Source organism: Sutcliffiella rhizosphaerae, from assembly GCF_917563925.1.
GTDB classification, from domain to species: domain Bacteria; phylum Bacillota; class Bacilli; order Bacillales; family Bacillaceae_I; genus Sutcliffiella_A; species Sutcliffiella_A rhizosphaerae.
Genome location: NZ_CAKJTJ010000010.1, coordinates 1 through 18,969, shown reverse-complemented (window position 1 = coordinate 18,969; position 18,969 = coordinate 1). Strand labels below are relative to the sequence as shown.

At 36.1% G+C, this 18,969-nt stretch carries 17 protein-coding genes; 6 read left to right on the top strand and 11 right to left on the bottom strand.

Annotation, left to right across the window (positions count from 1 at the left end; genetic code table 11):
* Positions 1-9: 9 nt before the first annotated feature.
* From LRP81_RS10815 to LRP81_RS10805, 3 genes are all read right to left on the bottom strand, one after another.
* Positions 10-1,773: a CotH kinase family protein gene (locus tag LRP81_RS10815; protein WP_230501290.1), complete on the bottom strand. Its 1,764-nt coding sequence runs from the start codon at positions 1,771-1,773 to the stop codon at positions 10-12.
* Between the two features lie 15 nt (positions 1,774-1,788).
* Positions 1,789-2,529, bottom strand: a complete 741-nt coding sequence (locus LRP81_RS10810; protein ID WP_230501289.1) for a polyphosphate polymerase domain-containing protein — start codon at positions 2,527-2,529, stop codon at positions 1,789-1,791.
* 152 nt (positions 2,530-2,681) lie between these two features.
* Positions 2,682-3,962, bottom strand: a complete 1,281-nt coding sequence (locus tag LRP81_RS10805; protein WP_230501288.1) for a nucleotide sugar dehydrogenase — start codon at positions 3,960-3,962, stop codon at positions 2,682-2,684.
* A 237-nt stretch (positions 3,963-4,199) separates the two neighbouring features.
* Here LRP81_RS10805 and LRP81_RS10800 point away from each other — a divergent pair, with 237 nt between their 5' ends.
* On the top strand, positions 4,200-4,571 hold the full coding sequence (locus LRP81_RS10800) for a hypothetical protein (RefSeq protein WP_230501287.1): 372 nt from the start codon (positions 4,200-4,202) through the stop codon (positions 4,569-4,571).
* A 120-nt stretch (positions 4,572-4,691) separates the two neighbouring features.
* On the opposite strand, the gene LRP81_RS10795 is transcribed toward LRP81_RS10800, so the two are convergent.
* Entirely contained in the window at positions 4,692-5,489 is a 798-nt protein-coding gene (locus LRP81_RS10795; RefSeq protein WP_230501286.1) for an SGNH/GDSL hydrolase family protein, read from the bottom strand.
* 195 nt (positions 5,490-5,684) lie between these two features.
* Between LRP81_RS10795 and tagU the strand changes: the two genes are divergently transcribed.
* Positions 5,685-6,602, top strand: coding sequence for a polyisoprenyl-teichoic acid--peptidoglycan teichoic acid transferase TagU (gene tagU / locus LRP81_RS10790; protein WP_230501285.1), 918 nt, complete (start codon positions 5,685-5,687; stop codon positions 6,600-6,602).
* A 135-nt stretch (positions 6,603-6,737) separates the two neighbouring features.
* Here the strand turns inward: tagU and LRP81_RS10785 are convergent, their stop codons facing one another.
* The 4 genes from LRP81_RS10785 to LRP81_RS10770 form a co-directional block, all read right to left on the bottom strand.
* On the bottom strand, positions 6,738-7,508 hold the full coding sequence (locus LRP81_RS10785; RefSeq protein WP_230501284.1) for a tyrosine-protein phosphatase: 771 nt from the start codon (positions 7,506-7,508) through the stop codon (positions 6,738-6,740).
* Between the two features lie 304 nt (positions 7,509-7,812).
* Complete coding sequence (locus LRP81_RS10780; RefSeq protein ID WP_317987063.1) at positions 7,813-8,406, bottom strand: class D sortase; 594 nt, start codon at positions 8,404-8,406, stop codon at positions 7,813-7,815.
* 96 nt (positions 8,407-8,502) lie between these two features.
* Positions 8,503-8,820: a hypothetical protein gene (locus LRP81_RS10775; protein ID WP_230501283.1), complete on the bottom strand. Its 318-nt coding sequence runs from the start codon at positions 8,818-8,820 to the stop codon at positions 8,503-8,505.
* A gap of 365 nt (positions 8,821-9,185) precedes the next feature.
* Positions 9,186-9,965 (bottom strand): N-acetylmuramoyl-L-alanine amidase, encoded by a 780-nt coding sequence (locus LRP81_RS10770; RefSeq protein WP_317987065.1) that lies wholly within the window; start codon positions 9,963-9,965, stop codon positions 9,186-9,188.
* 243 nt (positions 9,966-10,208) lie between these two features.
* On the opposite strand from LRP81_RS10770, the gene LRP81_RS10765 reads away from it, so the two are divergent.
* The 3 genes from LRP81_RS10765 to LRP81_RS10755 all read left to right on the top strand — a co-directional run bounded on the left by LRP81_RS10765 (position 10,209) and on the right by LRP81_RS10755 (position 15,344).
* Positions 10,209-10,736, top strand: coding sequence for a BsuPI-related putative proteinase inhibitor (locus tag LRP81_RS10765; RefSeq protein ID WP_230501281.1), 528 nt, complete (start codon positions 10,209-10,211; stop codon positions 10,734-10,736).
* A 266-nt stretch (positions 10,737-11,002) separates the two neighbouring features.
* The gene (locus LRP81_RS10760) at positions 11,003-12,544 is read left to right on the top strand and encodes a hypothetical protein (protein ID WP_230501280.1); all 1,542 of its coding nucleotides are present in this window, start codon (positions 11,003-11,005) and stop codon (positions 12,542-12,544) included.
* Positions 12,537-15,344, top strand: a complete 2,808-nt coding sequence (locus LRP81_RS10755; RefSeq protein WP_451923573.1) for a DEAD/DEAH box helicase — start codon at positions 12,537-12,539, stop codon at positions 15,342-15,344. Before LRP81_RS10760 ends, LRP81_RS10755 begins: the two co-directional genes overlap by 8 nt.
* 203 nt (positions 15,345-15,547) lie before the next feature.
* On the opposite strand, the gene LRP81_RS10750 is transcribed toward LRP81_RS10755, so the two are convergent.
* From LRP81_RS10750 to LRP81_RS10740, 3 genes are all read right to left on the bottom strand, one after another.
* A complete protein-coding gene (locus tag LRP81_RS10750) occupies positions 15,548-16,075 on the bottom strand; it encodes a VanZ family protein (RefSeq protein WP_230501278.1) in 528 nt (175 codons plus the stop codon).
* Positions 16,076-16,151: 76 nt separating this feature from the next.
* A complete protein-coding gene (locus LRP81_RS10745) occupies positions 16,152-16,616 on the bottom strand; it encodes a hypothetical protein (RefSeq protein ID WP_230501277.1) in 465 nt (154 codons plus the stop codon).
* Between the two features lie 922 nt (positions 16,617-17,538).
* The gene (locus LRP81_RS10740; protein WP_230501276.1) at positions 17,539-18,066 is read right to left on the bottom strand and encodes a single-stranded DNA-binding protein; all 528 of its coding nucleotides are present in this window, start codon (positions 18,064-18,066) and stop codon (positions 17,539-17,541) included.
* Positions 18,067-18,338: 272 nt separating this feature from the next.
* Between LRP81_RS10740 and LRP81_RS10735 the strand changes: the two genes are divergently transcribed.
* Complete coding sequence (locus tag LRP81_RS10735) at positions 18,339-18,767, top strand: YwpF-like family protein (protein ID WP_230501275.1); 429 nt, start codon at positions 18,339-18,341, stop codon at positions 18,765-18,767.
* Positions 18,768-18,969: the final 202 nt, after the last annotated feature.

The following is an 18,969-nucleotide window of genomic DNA, read 5'->3' as shown; positions in this document are numbered from 1 at the left end:
GTTACAAAGTTACTGAGCTTTGATAAGGAATTGTTGTGTTCCTTTTAATTCAAGTATTTCGAGGCTAACTACTTTGTTTGAATACGGATTAATATAGCTAGGAATGGTTCTTATTTCGCTTGATTCCATTACTTCAGCTAATTGCATATACCACTGATCTCCTGTAGGAGTATCTTCCATATACCAGTTCTCTTTGCCTATCCATCCAGTATCATTTCTGTAATATAGAGTTAACGTACCACTTAAAGAACCTTTTGATGTTTGAATAGTCCAAACCCTATCTATTTCATTGGATAAAGTGCTTTGTTCAATAGAGATACTTAAATTATCTGCACTATTGTTTTCTTCTACCTCAATTTTCCCAATTACCCACCCTTTTTGATCTGTTAAATATAAGGTTTCTCCTTTAACTACATTACTCACATCTAAAGAAGTATGATTTTCCTCTATTCCAAATCCTCCTAAGTACTGTGTGAGATATTGGTAACGTAGTTCTACAAAATCCAATAAGTTTTCTTTATAGTAATCTTCAAACTCAGGCTCACCTATTGAGTTTTTTCTATGAAGGATAAAGCTTTGTTCCGCTGTGTGTTCTCCATTTTTTAAAAGTACTTCTGAAAGTTCTGCAACTTTGCTTTCAAAATAATTTGGAGTAAATACTTCTTTCATCAAATACTCCATGCGAACATTCATCATATCCCTAAACTCTGGAGTAGCTAAAAATTTCTCTAGCAATTTATTTCCAAACCTTGAATTCACAGGTGATTCGTAGGCAAAATAGTGATTTCCAGTTCCTACTTCAGATCGATAATGCGCTCCAAAAGTCAAGTCTTTATCCCAAGGAATTAGCTGCCATTTAGCTTCTGGATCATCTTGATCAAGGTACATCCAATAATCATCTGAAAAAGCATCTACATCCGCAATTAAAAAATGAAGGATTAACCAGTCCATAAAAGATGGAATATCTACATAATTCCCAAATTCGGCTGCATATTCCGCCCCAGGCTCAGTTTCATACACCCATTCCTGAAGTTCCATAAATGCTTCCCAATTTGGGTTATTTCTATAGCTGGTTGTCTGTTCTAAAAATTCTTCTTTATTCTCAACTGAGTTTAAGTCAAAATTAAAAATAGAACTAACTTCAATATTTGCAATATGCTGATTATGACGGAACTGATCTCTTATTAATGTCCCCCGTGGATTATTACCCGTGAATGCAATCATATGCTCATCTATTCTATCAACGGATAAATAAACACCTTCAAAAATTCCATTTATATAAACATTGTAATAACTAGTTTTGGGAGCTAGTAGACCCAGATCATGAAACATATCCAATGAAATTTTTTCCCTCATTAGTGATGGATCTGTATACATTGCGTTAAGGTTTAAATGGGTCCCACCAAAAATAAAATCTTTCGGTTTATCAAAACGCAAACTTAATGGTTTTTTATTTAGCCCTCTTGAAGAATTTCCTCTAAAACGTATTTCTGTTTGGTGTTTAGTGGTATCATCCCCAATAATTACTGTACCATCTATTCTATTGTCATCAAATCTGTCTCTGCTGTATAAATAAGACAAACTCTCTTCTCTAACATCAAGGTATAAATCAATAATTTCATTTTTTCCTTCTTGTGTTTTTTCCTCATTTTGATTTTCTAATTCTATCCTTTCGTTAAAGGTAGAACTCTGAGAAGGAACGAGATAGAAGGCAATTCCAAAAACGGAGAAAATCCCTAAAGTTAATCCGAAAAAAGCAAACCATTTTTTCACTATCATCACTCCTATTCAGGTGCACGACAAAGTAGTCTCTTTACTCTCTTCTGCCATCAAATCTATACTATTGCAAAATTTTGATACACTTTGCCTAGGGCACATGTACTCACTTAATAAATTTGACAACCACACCGGAACACTATGAGTAACTTTCACTTCCATTATGACTTTGTCTTGATCAACAAAGTTCTTTCCGTATGGTCCATTTTCTAGCTTTAGGTCGTAAGAACGGCACAAAAGATTATAATCAAATGTAACACGTAAATCCTCATCGTATATTCCATGGAATGCTTGTCTATCATAGCTTACTAACACTTCTGGTTGGAGATTATAAAGAGAACGAAAAGAATGCACTTCATTCATAATTTGCGGATTGGAAATTGCTAAATCACCAGGAAGATAAAATTCGCTGTGGTTTAAATAGCGGTATGCATCTTTTAAGGGGAGTTTTGTTCTTCTTTTATTTACAACTTTTTTATATTTTTGTTTTACTTCAAAAAAAGCAGGATCTTCTATTGAGACCTCATTATAAACTCGTAACCTTAATTTCTGACGAAAAAGCAGTTTGTTACGTGTTTCATTGTAAATTCTATAATCAGGAGAATCAAAATAAAGACTAACTATATTGTACTTTCCTTCAACTCCAAACTTATCATTCCTCATGTAAGGTTTCATCTCTTTAACTAGTTGAAGATAAATGTCATATGGGATCAAATATTTTAATTCATAGCGACTAAAAAATTCTTTTGCCATCTATTCGGCCAACCTCCTTTGACTATTAATTCCCCCATCATAATTATTCTACATGTTAATTTATTGTAAATAAAGTGTAAATCCTATGTAAATTTTCTGAATAAAAAAAACCTTAGCTCCAAAAATGGAAACTAAGGTCCTCTAAATTTATTTTATAATCTCCAAAGTGTAATGCCTTCTGGGCACTCCTCTTTTGGTAACTTACTTTTTATGTCCACAACTACACCTTTTCCATCTTTTAATAGCTTCTTAAATTGATTCCAACCTTTTTCTATATAGATGTGATGTGGAACTGCAAATATTACAGCATCTGCCGATTCTAGATTACTGTAATCAATCAACTCAATACCATACTCTTTATAAGCATCTTCTTTATCTGACAATGCGTCCGTTACTTGTACTTCAATTCCAAACTCTTTTAATTCATTTATTACATCAATTACCCTTGAGTTTCGAAGATCTGGGACGTTTTCTTTAAATGTCAAACCCAGAATAGTAACCTTTGCTCCTTGAATGGTCATTTTTTTATGAATCATTTGTTTAATTAAGGACGTCGCAATAAATTTACCCATATTCCCATTTATTCTACGGCCAGAAAGTATTACTTCAGGATGATAACCTACACTTTCAGCTTTAGATGTTAAATAGTATGGGTCCACACCAATACAATGTCCCCCAACTAAACCAGGAGAAAAAGGTAAGAAATTCCATTTAGTTCCAGCTGCCTTTAAAACTTCTTCCGTATCAATATCTAAACGATCAAAAATTAAAGCTAGCTCGTTCATTAAAGCAATATTCACATCACGTTGAGTATTCTCTATTACTTTTGCAGCTTCCGCAACTTTAATAGAACTTGCCCTATAAACACCTGCTTCGACCACAGAATTATAAACAGCTGCTATTTCTTCTAAAACTTTTTCATTTTGTCCTGAAACGACCTTTGTAATAGTTCTGAATGTACGTTCCCTATCACCAGGATTAATTCTCTCAGGGGAGTATCCGATATAGAAGTCCTCTCCGCCCTTTAAACCAGACTTTTCTTCCAAAATCGGTAAGCATACTTCTTCCGTTGCTCCAGGGTAAACAGTTGATTCATAAACTACAATAGCTCCTTTCGACAAATTGCTGCCAACCGTTTCTGAAGCTTTAATAAGCGGGGTTAAATCTGGCTGGTTATTCTGATTAATTGGTGTTGGAACAGCTACAATAATAAAATCTGCTTCTCTTAAAGCAGATGAATCAGTTGTAAAAGCAATATCGGCATTAACTAATTCATTTGAAGCGACTTCGTTTGTGTAGTCTACCCCTTGCTTTAATGTATTTATTCTATGTTCATTTATATCAAATCCAATAATTCTGTGGTTTTTTCCAAATTCAACAGCCACTGGTAAACCAACATAACCTAGTCCTACTATTGCTATTTTCTTATCCATAAATATCCTCCTTGGAAGAGAAAGCTTCTTCTGCTTGTATGGTTTTGCACCATAATCTCCTATTATAAATACATCTTAAAACAAAATCCACTTTTCTGATAGCTTGTAACGGGAAAGTAACATTTATGTGTTTAATTATAAAAGAATAATGGTATGTATTATTATAAATTTTCTCTATTAAATATATTCATAGAATAGGTAACTTCACCATAGAATGAATAAAAAGGGGGCTTTTTTATGGTAACAGTTACTGGAAGATTACTTCCTTTTGCAAAAAATATATTTTCTTTTTTTAAGAAATTGAGACCCAAATGGAATTGGTCTGAGTTTCAAACGGTTATGAATGCTTATGGATTAAGATTAATTTTCCTAACTTGCTTAAGTCCTATAATAACCATTATCCCTGCTTTAACATTTAAAATTGCAATAGAAACATCCTCAATTATTGGGTATCTGTTAGCACTTATCCTATTACTTCCTTGGGTTTTGATTCCAACTCTTTTCATTCAACACATATCTAACCGTTCCAAATTCGGAAAAACATTATCATATGGGTATGCCGTAATGTTAATAGTTAGTTTTTTCCTATGGATTTATGCAATTACATAATTAATAATTTTTATATGTAGTGCCTATTATTGAAAAATACAGCTATAAATGAAGATTATTCAAAAAAAACATGAGCTCTCTTAACTGAGCTCATGCTTTTTTTCCATTTTTAAAAACCTATTATTCTTTACTCATAAATAAATTCAATAAATATTCTGCCCACACTTCATGACCTTTTTCGTTTGGGTTGAAGCTTTCATGTATGTAATATTCTTTGAATTCCACTGAGTGATAATCTGGCCAATTACTCCAATGGTCGATATATGGGTGTCCGTGTTCCTCTGAATAGGTTCTCAATGTATTTACATCATCCGGATAATATATTGCATTGTAAATTGGCTGTCCAGGTTGGAGAAATAAAAATAAATCAGGATTCATGTTTTTTATTTTCTCAATCATCAATGTAATATTCTCCAATGAGTGCTCTATTAATATATAGCCATTACTATCCAAAAGAAACGGTTCAAATATGACGATATCTGGGCTAATATCTACATTTTCCAATAGTAGATCTCTCTCAATCACATCACTTGTAGTGACTTCTCCTGGAATCGCTTTTATTGTAATGTTAAAAAACCGACCATATTCACGCTCTAATTCTTGTTTGAAAATGGTAGTCCATGGACGTTCTCCCATTTCGATTACTTCTGAACCAATTACAAGCAACTCTACAGATTCACCATCTGACATTTTTTCATTAAGGAAGGTTGAAACTTCAGTCGGGAGATTTGGATATTCATTTTCTCCAACTACTTTTGTATGCTCTTTTTTATCCTTTGTAGTTTCCGTTTTGTTATTTATGGTAATTTCTTCTTCTTTCCCTACAGATGCGGAACCAATTTTATGATTCCAATGATAATTACCATAAATAATTGATCCAATACATAGCGATATAACCACTGTTAATAGCGTTCTCATGCATTACCACCTCATACCAAATATACTACTATTTAATTTTTTTTCAATAGAATGGTTTCCTTTATATTAATATTAATGCAGAAAATAATAGAATTTTGTTACAGAAAAATGAAAAAAATGTATTTTCTAATTGTATAATAATCAATTTACAAATATAATCAAAGTTAATGATAAAAAAAGAAGGAAGAGTGTTAAATGTTTAAAAAGAAATGGTTTGTAATATTAATAAGTGTCCTCGGAATTGCGACTATCGGCGTAGGTATTTTTACTTTCACTGTTTATAAATCTTTGCAAAATACTGCTGCTTCCATGCATACTCCACTGGAACGAGATAATCCCAGAACCACAGAAATTGATTTTAAAAATCAAGATCCACTATCTTTCTTAATTCTTGGAGTTGATGAAAGACCTGGGGATAAGGGACGCTCCGATTCCATGATAGTAATGACGGTAAATCCAAATAAAAAATCCATTAATATGGTTAGTATTCCGCGTGATACAAGAACTGAAATTATAGGTAGAGGCTTTGATGATAAAATTAACCATGCCTATGCATTTGGCGGACCAGAAATGTCAATCGCAACAGTCGAGAATTTCCTTGATATTCCAATAGACTATTATATTCAAGTAAACATGGAAAGTTTTAAAGAAGTAGTGGACACTGTTGGGGGAATTACAGTTAACAATAAACTGGAGTTTAGTCAAGATGGTCATAATTTTCCACTAGGTGAAATTCAATTGAATGGCGATAAGGCTCTTAGTTACTCACGGATGCGGAAATTGGATAGTGACTTTGGCAGACAACAAAGGCAACGTGATGTTATTCAGGGGGTAATTAGTAAAGGAGCTTCAATCTCTTCTGTGACAAAATTTGATGACATTTTGGACGTCCTTGGCAACAATGTACGTACAAACCTAACTTTTAACGAAATGATTGACATTCAATCCAATTATAAAGAAGCACGCCATAACTTGGCTCAACACCAAATTATCGGGACGGATGCAAGGATAGATAATATCTATTATCTAATCGTTTCCGAAGAAGATCGGTTAACACTTTCCAGTGAGTTACGTCAGCATCTAGAGCTTGATTCAGATGTTGCTCAGAACTAAAAGTGTAATTACTTCCATTCCTATGCAAAGAGCTTAATGCGTAGCTGCATTTAATTACATGTAGCTATGCTTAGGATTAAATACATTTCATATTTTCTTAAAAAGCGCCGACCAATACATTGGTCAGCGCTTTTTTTATCCTATTAAACCAAAAAGCTTCTTTTTTTTGATTCGTTCTGGAATTTCCTTTATTATCATCGACCCTTCAACAAGCAATTCTGCGTTCTCCATTAATAAATATGTTGCATCCGAACCACATTCTTTTTCAATTATCTTATAGGCTTCACTCATTTGGAAGCTTCTATTTTTTAAATTATGTGCATCTGACGCTACAAAATGGGTAAGGTTTGCCTCAATCATATCAATTGCAAACTTTTTTATTTTTTTCCCAAATTTCCCGACAACACTTGCAGCTGTTACTTGAGTACATGCACCATTTTTAACAAGCTGATAAAGCTTTTCTGGGTTTTCAATTAATTCTGCATTTCGCTCAGGATGTACAATAATAGGAGTAATTCCCTTTAATTGTATGTCATATATTATTTGTTCAGTATATAGAGGAACTTGACTTGATGGAAGTTCAACGAAAATATATTTGTCCTTATCGTTCATTGTCAAGAGCTCTTCTCGATCAAGTTGATCTAGCATTTCACCAGAAATACGACATTCCTGTCCAGGTAAAATGGTAATATCTATTCCTTCTTTCTGAATCCGACCATTAAGCTCTTTCACTTTTTCCATGATATCTAGTTTGGTATTCATATATTGGCCATTATTATGATGCGGTGTTGCAACTATTGCTGTAATACCTTCTTTCTCAGCTGCTCTTGCCATTTCCAAGCTCTCTGTCATGTGTTTTGCTCCATCATCTACTGATGGAAGGATATGACAATGAATATCAATCATTAAATCTCCTCCATTCAAATAGTCCTTTTATACTATCTGTCTTTTTGTCTATCATAATATTATCATGATAAAAAGCTTTGTTAAACGTGTATATTTTGTCGAAAAAGGCATTAAATACTATTTAACAAGAATGGAGCATAAACTTAAACTTGTTTTAATTATCCTACTATACCACAAAATGATAATTGATTTACTATATTCCTTTTTAGTCAGTTTTGAAAAAGATAATTTTAAATAAAAAAATTACTTCTACCCATTAAAGTTTGGCGAGAGACAAATTCGGAAATACACCTCCAAAGGTGTCTTATCTTGAATTCACTGGTTTTGCATATAGAATATATCTCTCAGGAGCAGCTCCAGTTAAGGTGAAAGGATAGCATGTTGTAAGTATTAAATCTTCTTGTTCTTTTTGCAAAGTTATGACAGTTCGATCATCTTCATCGACAATTTTTGAATCATATATTTCATACATATATTCTCCATATGGCATAAAGACATAAAACTTGTCACCGATCTCCAACTCGCCCAAACGTAAGAAAACAGTATCCCTATGACCTGAAAACACAATCTGGCCTAATTCTCCTGGAAAAGAAGAACCTTTATAGTGCCCCACGCCTTTTTCTAATTCAGCAGGGTCTGTCCCTTCTACAATTGGAAGTTCTGCCTCTAGTCTAGGGATTTTCAGTAATCCAACCACTTCACCTGTTTCAGGTTGGAAATCGTCAGGCTTTACTGGACGCTCTTTTTCCTCTGGGTTTACTTTTGCTGTGATTGTTACGGCATCCCTCAAGGCAGCTTCTGTTTTTCTTTCTATTTTTATTTTTTCAAACAGTCCATATCCTATGAATGAAAGACCTGCAACCATAAATACAATGGCAAACACCATTCCTTTTTTCACTGTGTCCAGTCTCCTCATTTTCACTTTTTCTATTTACCTTATTCTACCTTATTCTACCTTATCTAAGTAAAACATCAATCGTAATCTTTGTCGCGACTATAGGACCTTATCAAAAATCACGGACATATTTTTCATAATAAATGGTAATAAAGAAGCGAAAAGATGTAACACAAGAAGTGCAAAGTGGTAAAACCTTTGAGTAGTAAGGCGAAAAACCAACGGAACGAGAACTAAAAATAACCCTGCAACACTTATTAATGAGTAGATGAGTGTTCCTTGGCTTTCTCCAAATGTAATTAATAGGTAAAAAAATCCGATGATGCTGATATTATAGATTAGAAAGAGGAGCGATAATGAAAAAAAGATAAAATTAATGAATTTCCTCATTTTTGGCCCCAATGTAAATTTCCCCATTCGTACTGAATCCCCCTAAATTTTATATCTCTATATACTAATACATTCGATAAACAAGGACATTTCTCCTGTTTTATTGTAAGTTTTTTGGGATACAAAAATAAAATCCCCTAATTGGGGATTCCAGTGTGTAGACAAAGGTACATTTTTATTTAAATCCATGCAATTCCCTTGTTGATCGTAGTGGAAGACGCGCAAACTCCTGCGGGAGGAAGGGACATGGGAAACCCCGCAGGGCGCAAGCCCGAGGAGGTTCCCGGACCGCCCGCGGAAAGCGAAGCGTCTGCAACGAAGATCAACAATTAAATGCAAGTCTACAAATAATTTGGGTTTGTCAACAGTCTGAAATCCCCTAATTGGAGATCCTACACACTAATAAAAGTGTTATAGCCTTGCGCCCGTAATGTAGCCGCTAGGCGATCGGCGTTTGCTTTTTCGGAGAAAGCTCCGGTCTGTACTTTATATAAACCTTGCTCTTGAAATACAAAAGTATTGAATCCTTTTCTTCTTAATTCTGCTGCAAGATTGTCGGCGTTCTCCTTTGCTCTGAATGCTCCAACTTGTACTTTGTATATTCGGGTAGTTGGTGGGGGTGTCGACTTTAGCTGGAGATTAAAGTATTCTACTAATCCAGCAGCAATGGCTAACGCGCATGTTCTTCGGTAGCTGTCGGTTTTTAGCAGTTGTGCTTCTTGATAAAAGGTCATAAATCCACATTCACATAGAACGGATGCCATGTTCGTTTCACGAAGAACATGGAAATTTGCGGACTTTATGCCCCTGTCTCTTCTTCCAGTAGATTGAATGAGCCTACGGTGTACCATATTTGCCAAGCGGTCGGAGTTCGGGGAATCAACTGTGGGAGTGTAGGTTTCAATACCTTGAGCTGTATTCCATCCCCCATTGCCAAATGCATTGGCATGGATAGAAACAAACGCTCTTGCCTGCCAATTGTTTGCTCTATTTGTTCTTTCCTGTAGAGGGACATCCCTGTCATCTGAATGCGTAAATAAGATTTCGACGTTCTGATAACGAAGCAGTTCTTCTCTTGCGTATTGTGCAACTACCCTGTTGAACTCGTATTCTCTCATTCCGTCTGGCGTACGCTTTCCTTGTGTGTTGTATCCGTGTCCTGCATCTAACACAATCCTCAATCTTTCCACCTCTTTCTACAAAATCGGACCGTTTGTACTATTATTCTATGTACACCCTGTGAAAAATTTACAAAAAGGGGCATTTGACCCACTCTTTGCCCACCTCCCCTCTGTAACTTTTTATATATTTTTCCGTCTAACTTTACAAAGATGTGTAACGTCTGTTTATAGTGGTAATAGAGAAGTAAATGGACGGTTCTACGATTAAAATTCAACGTATATGGAGGCGGCAATATGAACAGAATATTACTTTTGCTTATAATTTCGTTGTTATTAACAGCTTGTGGAACTGGGGGTAATTCCTCACAGGAAAATAACGGAGAACAGAATGAATCTGGTCAAGAAAACGTTCAAGGCGATTCACCTGATGAATCTAAAGATGAAGCGAAAAAACAATTGGAAGAGGAGCATCAAAAAGAGGGAGAGCTTCAAGGGCAGCTGGAAGCTAATGATTCTAAAGATTTCCTTTTCACTGTTACAAATGATAAGGAAGAAGATGCGGAAATTTATTTTTCATCCGGACAAGAGTATGATTATGTCGTCATTGATGAATCCGGAGCTACTGTCAAACAACTCTCTGCACATGCTATGTTCATCCAAGCTACAAAAGAGGTAATGTTGCAACCAGGAGACAAATTAGAGTATCCTGTTTCATTCGAAGAAGTGACAGCAGATTTACCACCAGGAAACTACTCTATCCATTTCACCTTCACGGATACGAATCATCATGCAGCAGCAGAAGAAGATTTTACAGTCGAATAAGAGGGTACCTCATGAGGTTGTAACTGGAAGTTAAAGTAACTATAATAGTAAGAAGATAAAGGTCTACTAGATGAAGTAGACCTTTTACTTTTTAAAGGATGAGCAGAATGTATTGTATAACGCCTAACTCCTTGAAGTCATAAGTCAAGCTTACGAAAGGTGAAAGCCATCCTATTCATTGACTTTACTTATGCTTGTCGGGATTGTTATAGGCGCTTACGCTCTTCTTATTTTTATTGCTATATGTAATTGGATGGTGACATTAAATGGAGCATTTTGCTACATGGCTTATTAATACATATCCCCTTTCTTCAAATAATAATAGGCAACTATTACAACATGGCCTAAGATTATTTCGACAAGGTAATGTGATTGATGCTTATGTAGAAGAAACAAGCATCATCGGGAAAATTCAGGATAACGGGATCAAGCACGTGCTTATCGATACAGAAATAACAGACCTGAGCAGATGCTCCTGTGGTTTAAATGATCTCTGTGCCCATCAATTGGCATCCTTTCTCACTATATGGTCTCAAACAAAAACCATTGCATCCCTTATCGATAGCTGGAAAGAAACGAGTGACAGCACACCACTATCTATGGAAAACCCTAAGAAATCAACAACTTATGTTGAAGATTCACTAACAAGCTGGCTGCAATTTCTAGAAAATCAACATGAGCAATTTAAACAAGCTATTCCAACAAAAAATACGTATTTAACAGGATTGACACATGCCTTTTTTCCGAAGATTAGGTTAGTCGCTCCAAAGAAAACGGAGATTCGTCCACTATTTTTATTGCATGCTTCCTTTTTCTGTATGAAGAAGGTAGTAGCCTGTTATGACAATTCTCAACCATATCAATATATAGCTGATATTCTTCATCGTTTTGTAGATATAGTGGAAGAAGAAGCAAAAGGATTATTTCATAGCGCGATCGCATTTCAATTGGATTCTCTTTTAAATGAAAGTAGGCAACTGATTCGATCAGAATTGCTTGAACAAGAAGAACCTTTTATTCGTGAATGGTTTTATGTCTATCAATTCACCTGGAATGACGTATTTCAACGTAGAAACTGGATGACTACTGAACTAAAAGAACTGGAAAATTACCGTTCCCTTCAAGCAGAACTTGCCAAGACGCATCTGTTGTTTTTGCAAAAGAGGGATGAGGAAGCCCTTAAATTAGTAAAAGAATATGAGGACGTTTATGCACCATATCTGTTTCATTGGATTCAGGCATTAGTACTACATAAAGCTAATAATCGACTTGAAAACTGGCTTTCGGTTTCCTTACCAATCATGACAAAATATATTCATTCTGAACCTACCTATGAGCGAAAAAGGCAGTTAACAAAACACCTATTAAAGTTGTTAAGCGACTTTTCCCTTCATATGAAGCAGGATGCCATCTTTTTAGAAGCGTTACGCACTCTTTTGCCATACAGCTATGGCGAATACGAATGGCATCTATTTGAGAGAAAAGAATTTCGAAAATGGGTGGAGCTCCAGCTTTGGATGGGGTTTGAACTTAACGGATTGGAAACATACAAATTAAATCAAATAAAAAAAGCTGACCCGTATGCCCTTTTCCCACTCTATCACACTGCAATTCACAAAGCGTTGGAGCAGCGTAATAAGACTGCCTACAAAGAAGCAGCATCCTTATTGAATGTTCTTCACTCCCTATATAAAAAAGAAAAACTGGAAGATGTATGGCTTCAATATTTGTTTCAACTGAAAGAAAGAACGAAACGATTGCGCTCCTTTCAAGAAGAACTAAAAAAGGGAAGATACAGCTATGATTAATGAGGCTTTATATGCCAATTCCATATATTCGCAGGAAAAAAATTATTTCTTTCTGTTTGTGAAACTCAAGTCTTCTGTTCTACCACCTGCAAGATATACACATCTCTTATTTAACTGGCACGAAGGTACTTTTTTTGGTTCTTTTATGCAGGAAGGAACTCTTGACGGTATTTCCGGGGTTTATCTAACCCCTAATGATGCGCTTGAACTTTTTACTAATAATACGGAGAACTCCTTTTTGCAACTAGAGTGGTGTGATCAATCGGAGTTGTATCGCCTTCTCGCTCCTCCGGTCACCCACATTTTGAAAGAACGTGCCTTTAAGCCCCGTTTCTCCTCTTGGCAGGAAGGGAAGTTATCTTTTGCGCTGACAGAAGAAGGGCAAGCGTTCTTATCGACTAATCCCTTACTCCCTACGTATCAATCCCGAATAGAAAGCTGGATTGATGCAATAATGAGAAATTGGATAGATAATGATAATCTGGAGCACTTAGAAACCTATTGGATGAATTATAAAGGAGATCTTGTTGCATCCATGCAGAATGGAAACCTCGTGGAGCATCTTGATGAAGAGGATTGGCTTTTGGATATCGGCTGGACAAAGGATGACACCCCATTTTTGTTAGGCTTAAGACTTTTGGAGCCTGAAAAAGGGCACCAAGATTGGAAACTTGAAACCTTACTTAAGGATAAAGAATCGGAAGAATTGTATGTCTGGGAACAAGATACCCTACCACTCTCTTATAAAAAGTACATTAATGAAGTTAATAGAGGTTTTAAAAAGTGGCAGCAGCTTTCTCCATCTCTCTTTTCAAATGGTCAAATCCGGATGTACTTGACCGAGGAAGATGCATGGAGATTTCTAGTGGACGGAAGTGAAAAGCTACTTGCAATTGGAAGCTTTATTCATCTTCCTCCATGGTGGCAAGCTATTAAGGATTCCCGCTTAAAAGTGAAGGCTCGTGTGAGCAGTTCAAAAAAGTCAGGTCATGCTCCATCTTTTGTTGGTCTTCAATCTCTTGTAAATTTTGAGTGGCGCTTTTCCACAAGAAACACCGAGCTTTCGGAAGAAGAATTTCTAGACCTTGTCGAACAGAATCGACGACTAGTCCAGATTAAAGGTGAATGGGTTGTATTAGACCCACATTTCATTAAAGAAATTAAGCGAATGATGAAACAAGCCGAAGAAAATGGGATTCGGATGGAAGACCTCTTAAAAAGCAATGCTGGAAGCAACCTGACTAATGATGAGATTCAGAATGACAGTTACTCTCTTGAAACTATCTCTTATGAGGTATCAGATTCGGCACAACATTTATTAGATCAGCTTTATCAAAATAAAGATATTCCTGCTTTTCAAGTGCCAAAAACTTTTCGCGGGGAGCTCCGACCTTATCAGGAACATGGTGCTGCATGGCTGTTATTTTTGCGTGAACACGGGTTTGGCGCATGCCTTGCAGATGATATGGGACTTGGGAAAACCATTCAACTAATTGCATATTTCTTGGCATGTAAAGAAAAAGAAGCCGAAGGGCCACCCGTTCTAATTATTTGTCCCACTTCTGTACTTGGCAACTGGCAAAAAGAGCTAGAAAAATTCGCCCCAGAATTACATGTGATGCTACATTACGGACCAAATCGAAAAAAGGGAACTCATTTCCGCCAATCTATACATCGTGCTGATGTTGTACTAACATCTTACGCGATATCACACATGGATGAAGAAGAGTTAACTAGTGTTGGTTGGCAGACTGTCTGCCTGGATGAAGCGCAAAATATTAAAAATGCAGATACTAAGCAATCACAGGCAGTACGAAACTTAAGTGGAATGCATCATATTGCTATGACTGGAACACCTATGGAAAATCGCCTGACAGAGCTTTGGGCAATTTTTGATTTCATTAACCCTGGTTACCTTAGTTCGTTGGGGGCTTTTCAAAAGCAGTTTGTCTTACCAATCGAAAAGGATCAGGATAAAAATAAAATTCAGCAATTACAGAAACTCATTCAACCCTTCCTGCTTCGTCGAACCAAACAGGATGAGCAGGTTGCACTAAACCTGCCTGCTAAACAGGAACAAAAAGAGTACTGTCCACTTACTATCGAGCAAGCTTCCATCTATGAACAGCTTGTAAAGGAAACGTTGGATAAAGTCGAACAGCTTGGTGGTATCCAAAGACGTGGCCTAGTATTAAAAATGCTAGGTCAGCTTAAACAAGTTTGTGATCACCCTGCTTTGTATTTAAAAGAGGAATCTCCCGGTAAGTTGTTAACGCGCTCTAGTAAAATGGAAAAATTGGTCGAATTGGTGGAACAAATTCGCCAGCGTGGTGAAAGCTGTCTGATATTTACGCAATACATCGGCATGGGAAATATGATTATGGAGGCATTGGAGCAAACTCTTGGTGAGAAAGGACGTTTTTTGAACGGAAGTGTCGTCAAAAAAGAGCGTGATCAGCTTATTCAAGATTTTCAGGATCAGAAATTCCACGTGCTTGTCCTCTCTCTAAAAGCAGGAGGAACAGGTCTCAACTTAACAGCAGCCAACCATGTCATCCATTATGATCGTTGGTGGAACCCTGCAGTTGAAAACCAAGCAACAGACAGAGCGTACCGAATCGGACAGAACCGCTTTGTTCATGTTCACAAATTCATTTCAACAGGGACACTGGAAGAAAAAATCGATGCAATGATTGAATCTAAACAAGCATTGAATGAGCAAATCATCACAAGCGAAGGCTGGATTACAGAACTTGATAATGAAGAATTAAAAGAATTACTTTCATTCAAAAAAGCGTAAGGCGCCCGTTTAGCAACGTACAAACTTTGTCTAGTTGCAGCAGCTAGCTCCTCGAGACATAAGTCATCTTTCCTCCGGAGGCAAAGACCAGCCTCCTACTGAAAGCTGCCTTATGCTGGTCGAAGCTGAACGAGCTGCTTCACTTTTCGTGGCACTGAGCCGGATGAGATAAAGAAAACACGAAAAGCGCAGCCCTTCTCATCTTACAAACGGGTCTGCGCTTTTTCTATTGATTGTCTACGTCTTTTTTGATTATATCCTGCCACAAGTCCTGTCAACACACCTTTTACTCCACCTATACAATTTAGCCAAACATCTGCCCATTGCCCACTTCTTTCCATTTGTAAGTATTGTAAATATTCATCAAGCATGGAAATGATAAGTAGAGTGAACATGCTGAAAACAAAAATCCTTCCCTTTTTATATCCTAAAGAGCTCATAAAGTAACGTGAAATCACATACCCTAGTATGCTGTAAAAAAAGAGGTGCGCACCTTTTCGAAATAAATATTCTAAAAAGCCATAAGCTCCCAGATTCTCTACACTTATCTCACTGTTAAGAAAGGGTATGTTTATTTTCGAAAATACAACCTCTAATTGGTTTTCCGTGATAAGCATTTGTAAGTAAGGTCTAATTGTTTGTTCTGAAAAAGACATAGAAGAAAGATAGAAAAGTACTAACGTCCATCCTAAAACCAAAAGTAAATAATAAAGGACATTTTTTTTCCGCAAGGGACACCACCACCATAATTACTTCTTAGTAACGGTTTGTCCTTTATACATATTCCTTATACCATTTAACAACGGATTATTTTCTTGAAATAAAGGCAGTACCTTTAGATTCATTAAGTGTTAAAAAGGCTGTTTTTCCATCATGCTTGATTAATATTCTTTTCAAAAGCATTTCAACCACGTCATGATTTATTTTTTCAGGTGAGTTCACTTTTAGGAATGCTTTTCGGTGTTGATACCATACATAAGAGGAAATATCAAGGTGGTAGCAAGAGAGGTCGATTGTTACTGCGATGATAAGCTTATTGGAAATGGAACGAAAATGTAATTCTACCGCCTGATTGCTCATAATTGAAATAGAATACCAATTTTCTTTTTGTGAAGTGGCTTCTTCCTTACATAATTCAATTGCATCAAAAAAGGAAAGTCGTTGCTCAGAATAACTTTTTGCATGCTTTACATACACAACATACTTAGATTCATCCTCCCATTTATTAACCTTACTTGGATAAAAGTTCACTGACATTAATTGATAACCCACCAACATCACTCCTTTTTACAAATATGATTTCTCTTAAAGTATAAATACTACAATGAGTCTTTTTACCTACGTTTCCGCAGTCATACTTTCCTATTCTCTTAAATTCGCTATTTTATGCATTTTGCGACAATGTTCTATACAAGAAAAAAGAATTAATTGTTCCGAATGAGAACAATTAACCAACCTTCTATCTATTACGTTAAAAGAAATGCAGAAATAGAGGCAGGCGATTTCGATGAACACTTCCATTTTGGCAAAAAATATTAAATTCCTTAGAAATCAAAAGAATTTATCACAACAAGAACTAGCAGATCAGCTGAACCGAGTACATAGCACAATCAGTAAATAGGAAACAGCAAAGGAAGTTCCCCCAATTGAGACCTTAATTGAACTTTTCTCTATATTTGAAGTCTCCATTGATTATCTATTAGGCAATCATTACGAACAAGAGCAGTATATTAAAGAATTCAAACGATAATATCAAATAGAAGATCAAGTAGATCCGGAAATAATGAAGATCTGGATTATCTGAAACAGCACCCTTCCTTCAAAGAAACACTCTATAAATATAACAACAAAACATATTAGAGCGGAAAGTCAAGGAAGGTATGTTCCGGGTTTTTGTCGAAAAGGGAAGCAAATAACTCGCTGAGTCTAATATTTCATGAATCGAACCCTCTAACAAGATTGAAGTAACCAAAAAAGCCAACCCTCATTTTTAGGTTGGCACCATGGATTGGAGATTTAAAGAGGCATTTTTTTTCTCTATGGAGAGGTATAGAGGACTTATCTACTGATTCTGATAAGTAATTTTAGAAAAGGCAGCTTGTTTCCGCAAGTTGCCTTTATCGTGGAAAGGCGAAAGCAGAATTGGGAGGGGAACCCTTCTGCTATACTTTGTAATCACAGAATTAATTACTTCTTAAACTCCTATTTTATCAGGGGCACCTGGACTTGGTGGCACATTTTCCTGCATTGACCTAAAATCAGAAGTTTGGGCACGAGCTTCATGTCTATTTTGTGCAAATTGTGAAGGAGGGTACTCTCTAGCCTGTGGCGGAGAAGTCGTGAAATCATTCCTCACCGAATTAGACTGTTCTTCACTTTTGGAAGTTTTATGCTTCTCATCCCGTTTCTTTTCTAAAAAACGAACATTATCCACTACAATATCTGTAACAAATACGGTGGTTCCATCTTTTGCCTCGTATTTTCTCGTTTGAATTCTGCCCGTCACACCTACGAGAGATCCTTTTCTACAGTAATTCGCGGTAGTTTCCGCTAGATTTCGCCATGCTGTGCATGAAACAAAATCTGCTTCAAAAATCCCTTCTTGATTTTTAAAAGTTCGATTGACAGCCAGCCGGAAACTCGCAATCGCAGTTCCCTCATTTGTATAACGCAACTCTGGATCTCTTACCATCCGACCTACAAGTACCACTTCATTAATCATTTCCTTCCCTCCTTTCAATCAATTTCGTGTTTCATCGTTATCATAATTGCTTCCAGTCGCCGCGTAAAATCAAGGTTTCCCTTTTTTGATAGGAATTTTTTAAAGAAAATCTGCTTTTTATCTTTATGAAAAAATCGCTTTGCTTCCTTGACCGTTTATTATGAACTATTATTATTCACAAAATTGAAATTTCTTTACATGCCTCTGTTATCCGTATCTTTTTCATTAGTTATGTTATAATAATACAAACTAATACCTGTTGGAGGATGAGGATGAAAACGTTTAAACTGGTTGCATTATCGCTTGTCCATGGTGAAGAAGTTGAACAATTAGATTTACTGGACGGATTAATCATTAATAGAGAATATGGGAAAGAAAATTGGCTGATTGAGGCTTTACTTCCAAAGATAAACCCAGACAAATTTCAGGCATTCCAGAAAAGTGGAGATAGCCTGCATATTCAGGCAACGATTTCTAAGCCAACTAATGACCCTGCTTCATTTGAGGCAGTAATCCGAAATGTTGCTGTGATGGAAGAAAGGATTAGTATCCTTTTCGAAGGAGAGCTTTTTAGAAAGAACGCCAACTATCACGAAAACCTACTTGAACAACTCATAAATGAAGGCCTTTCCGGCGAAGAGCTAGTTAATGCCTTTAAAGATAAAATAAAAGAAAAACCGGTTTTAGAAAAAAGCAAATAACTTGTAAAACTGAGGCTAACATCGATTTGCCTCAGTTTACTTAATAGATGATATAAAATTAATGGGGCTGGGACAAAAATATTTTAGCCTAAGACAAAACCGAACTTATTTGAGTGATTGATCAAATATGTTCGGTTTTTTAGTATAAAAATATGCTTTTATTTTTTAGATTACACTAGCGGTTGATTGGAGGGCAAGACGT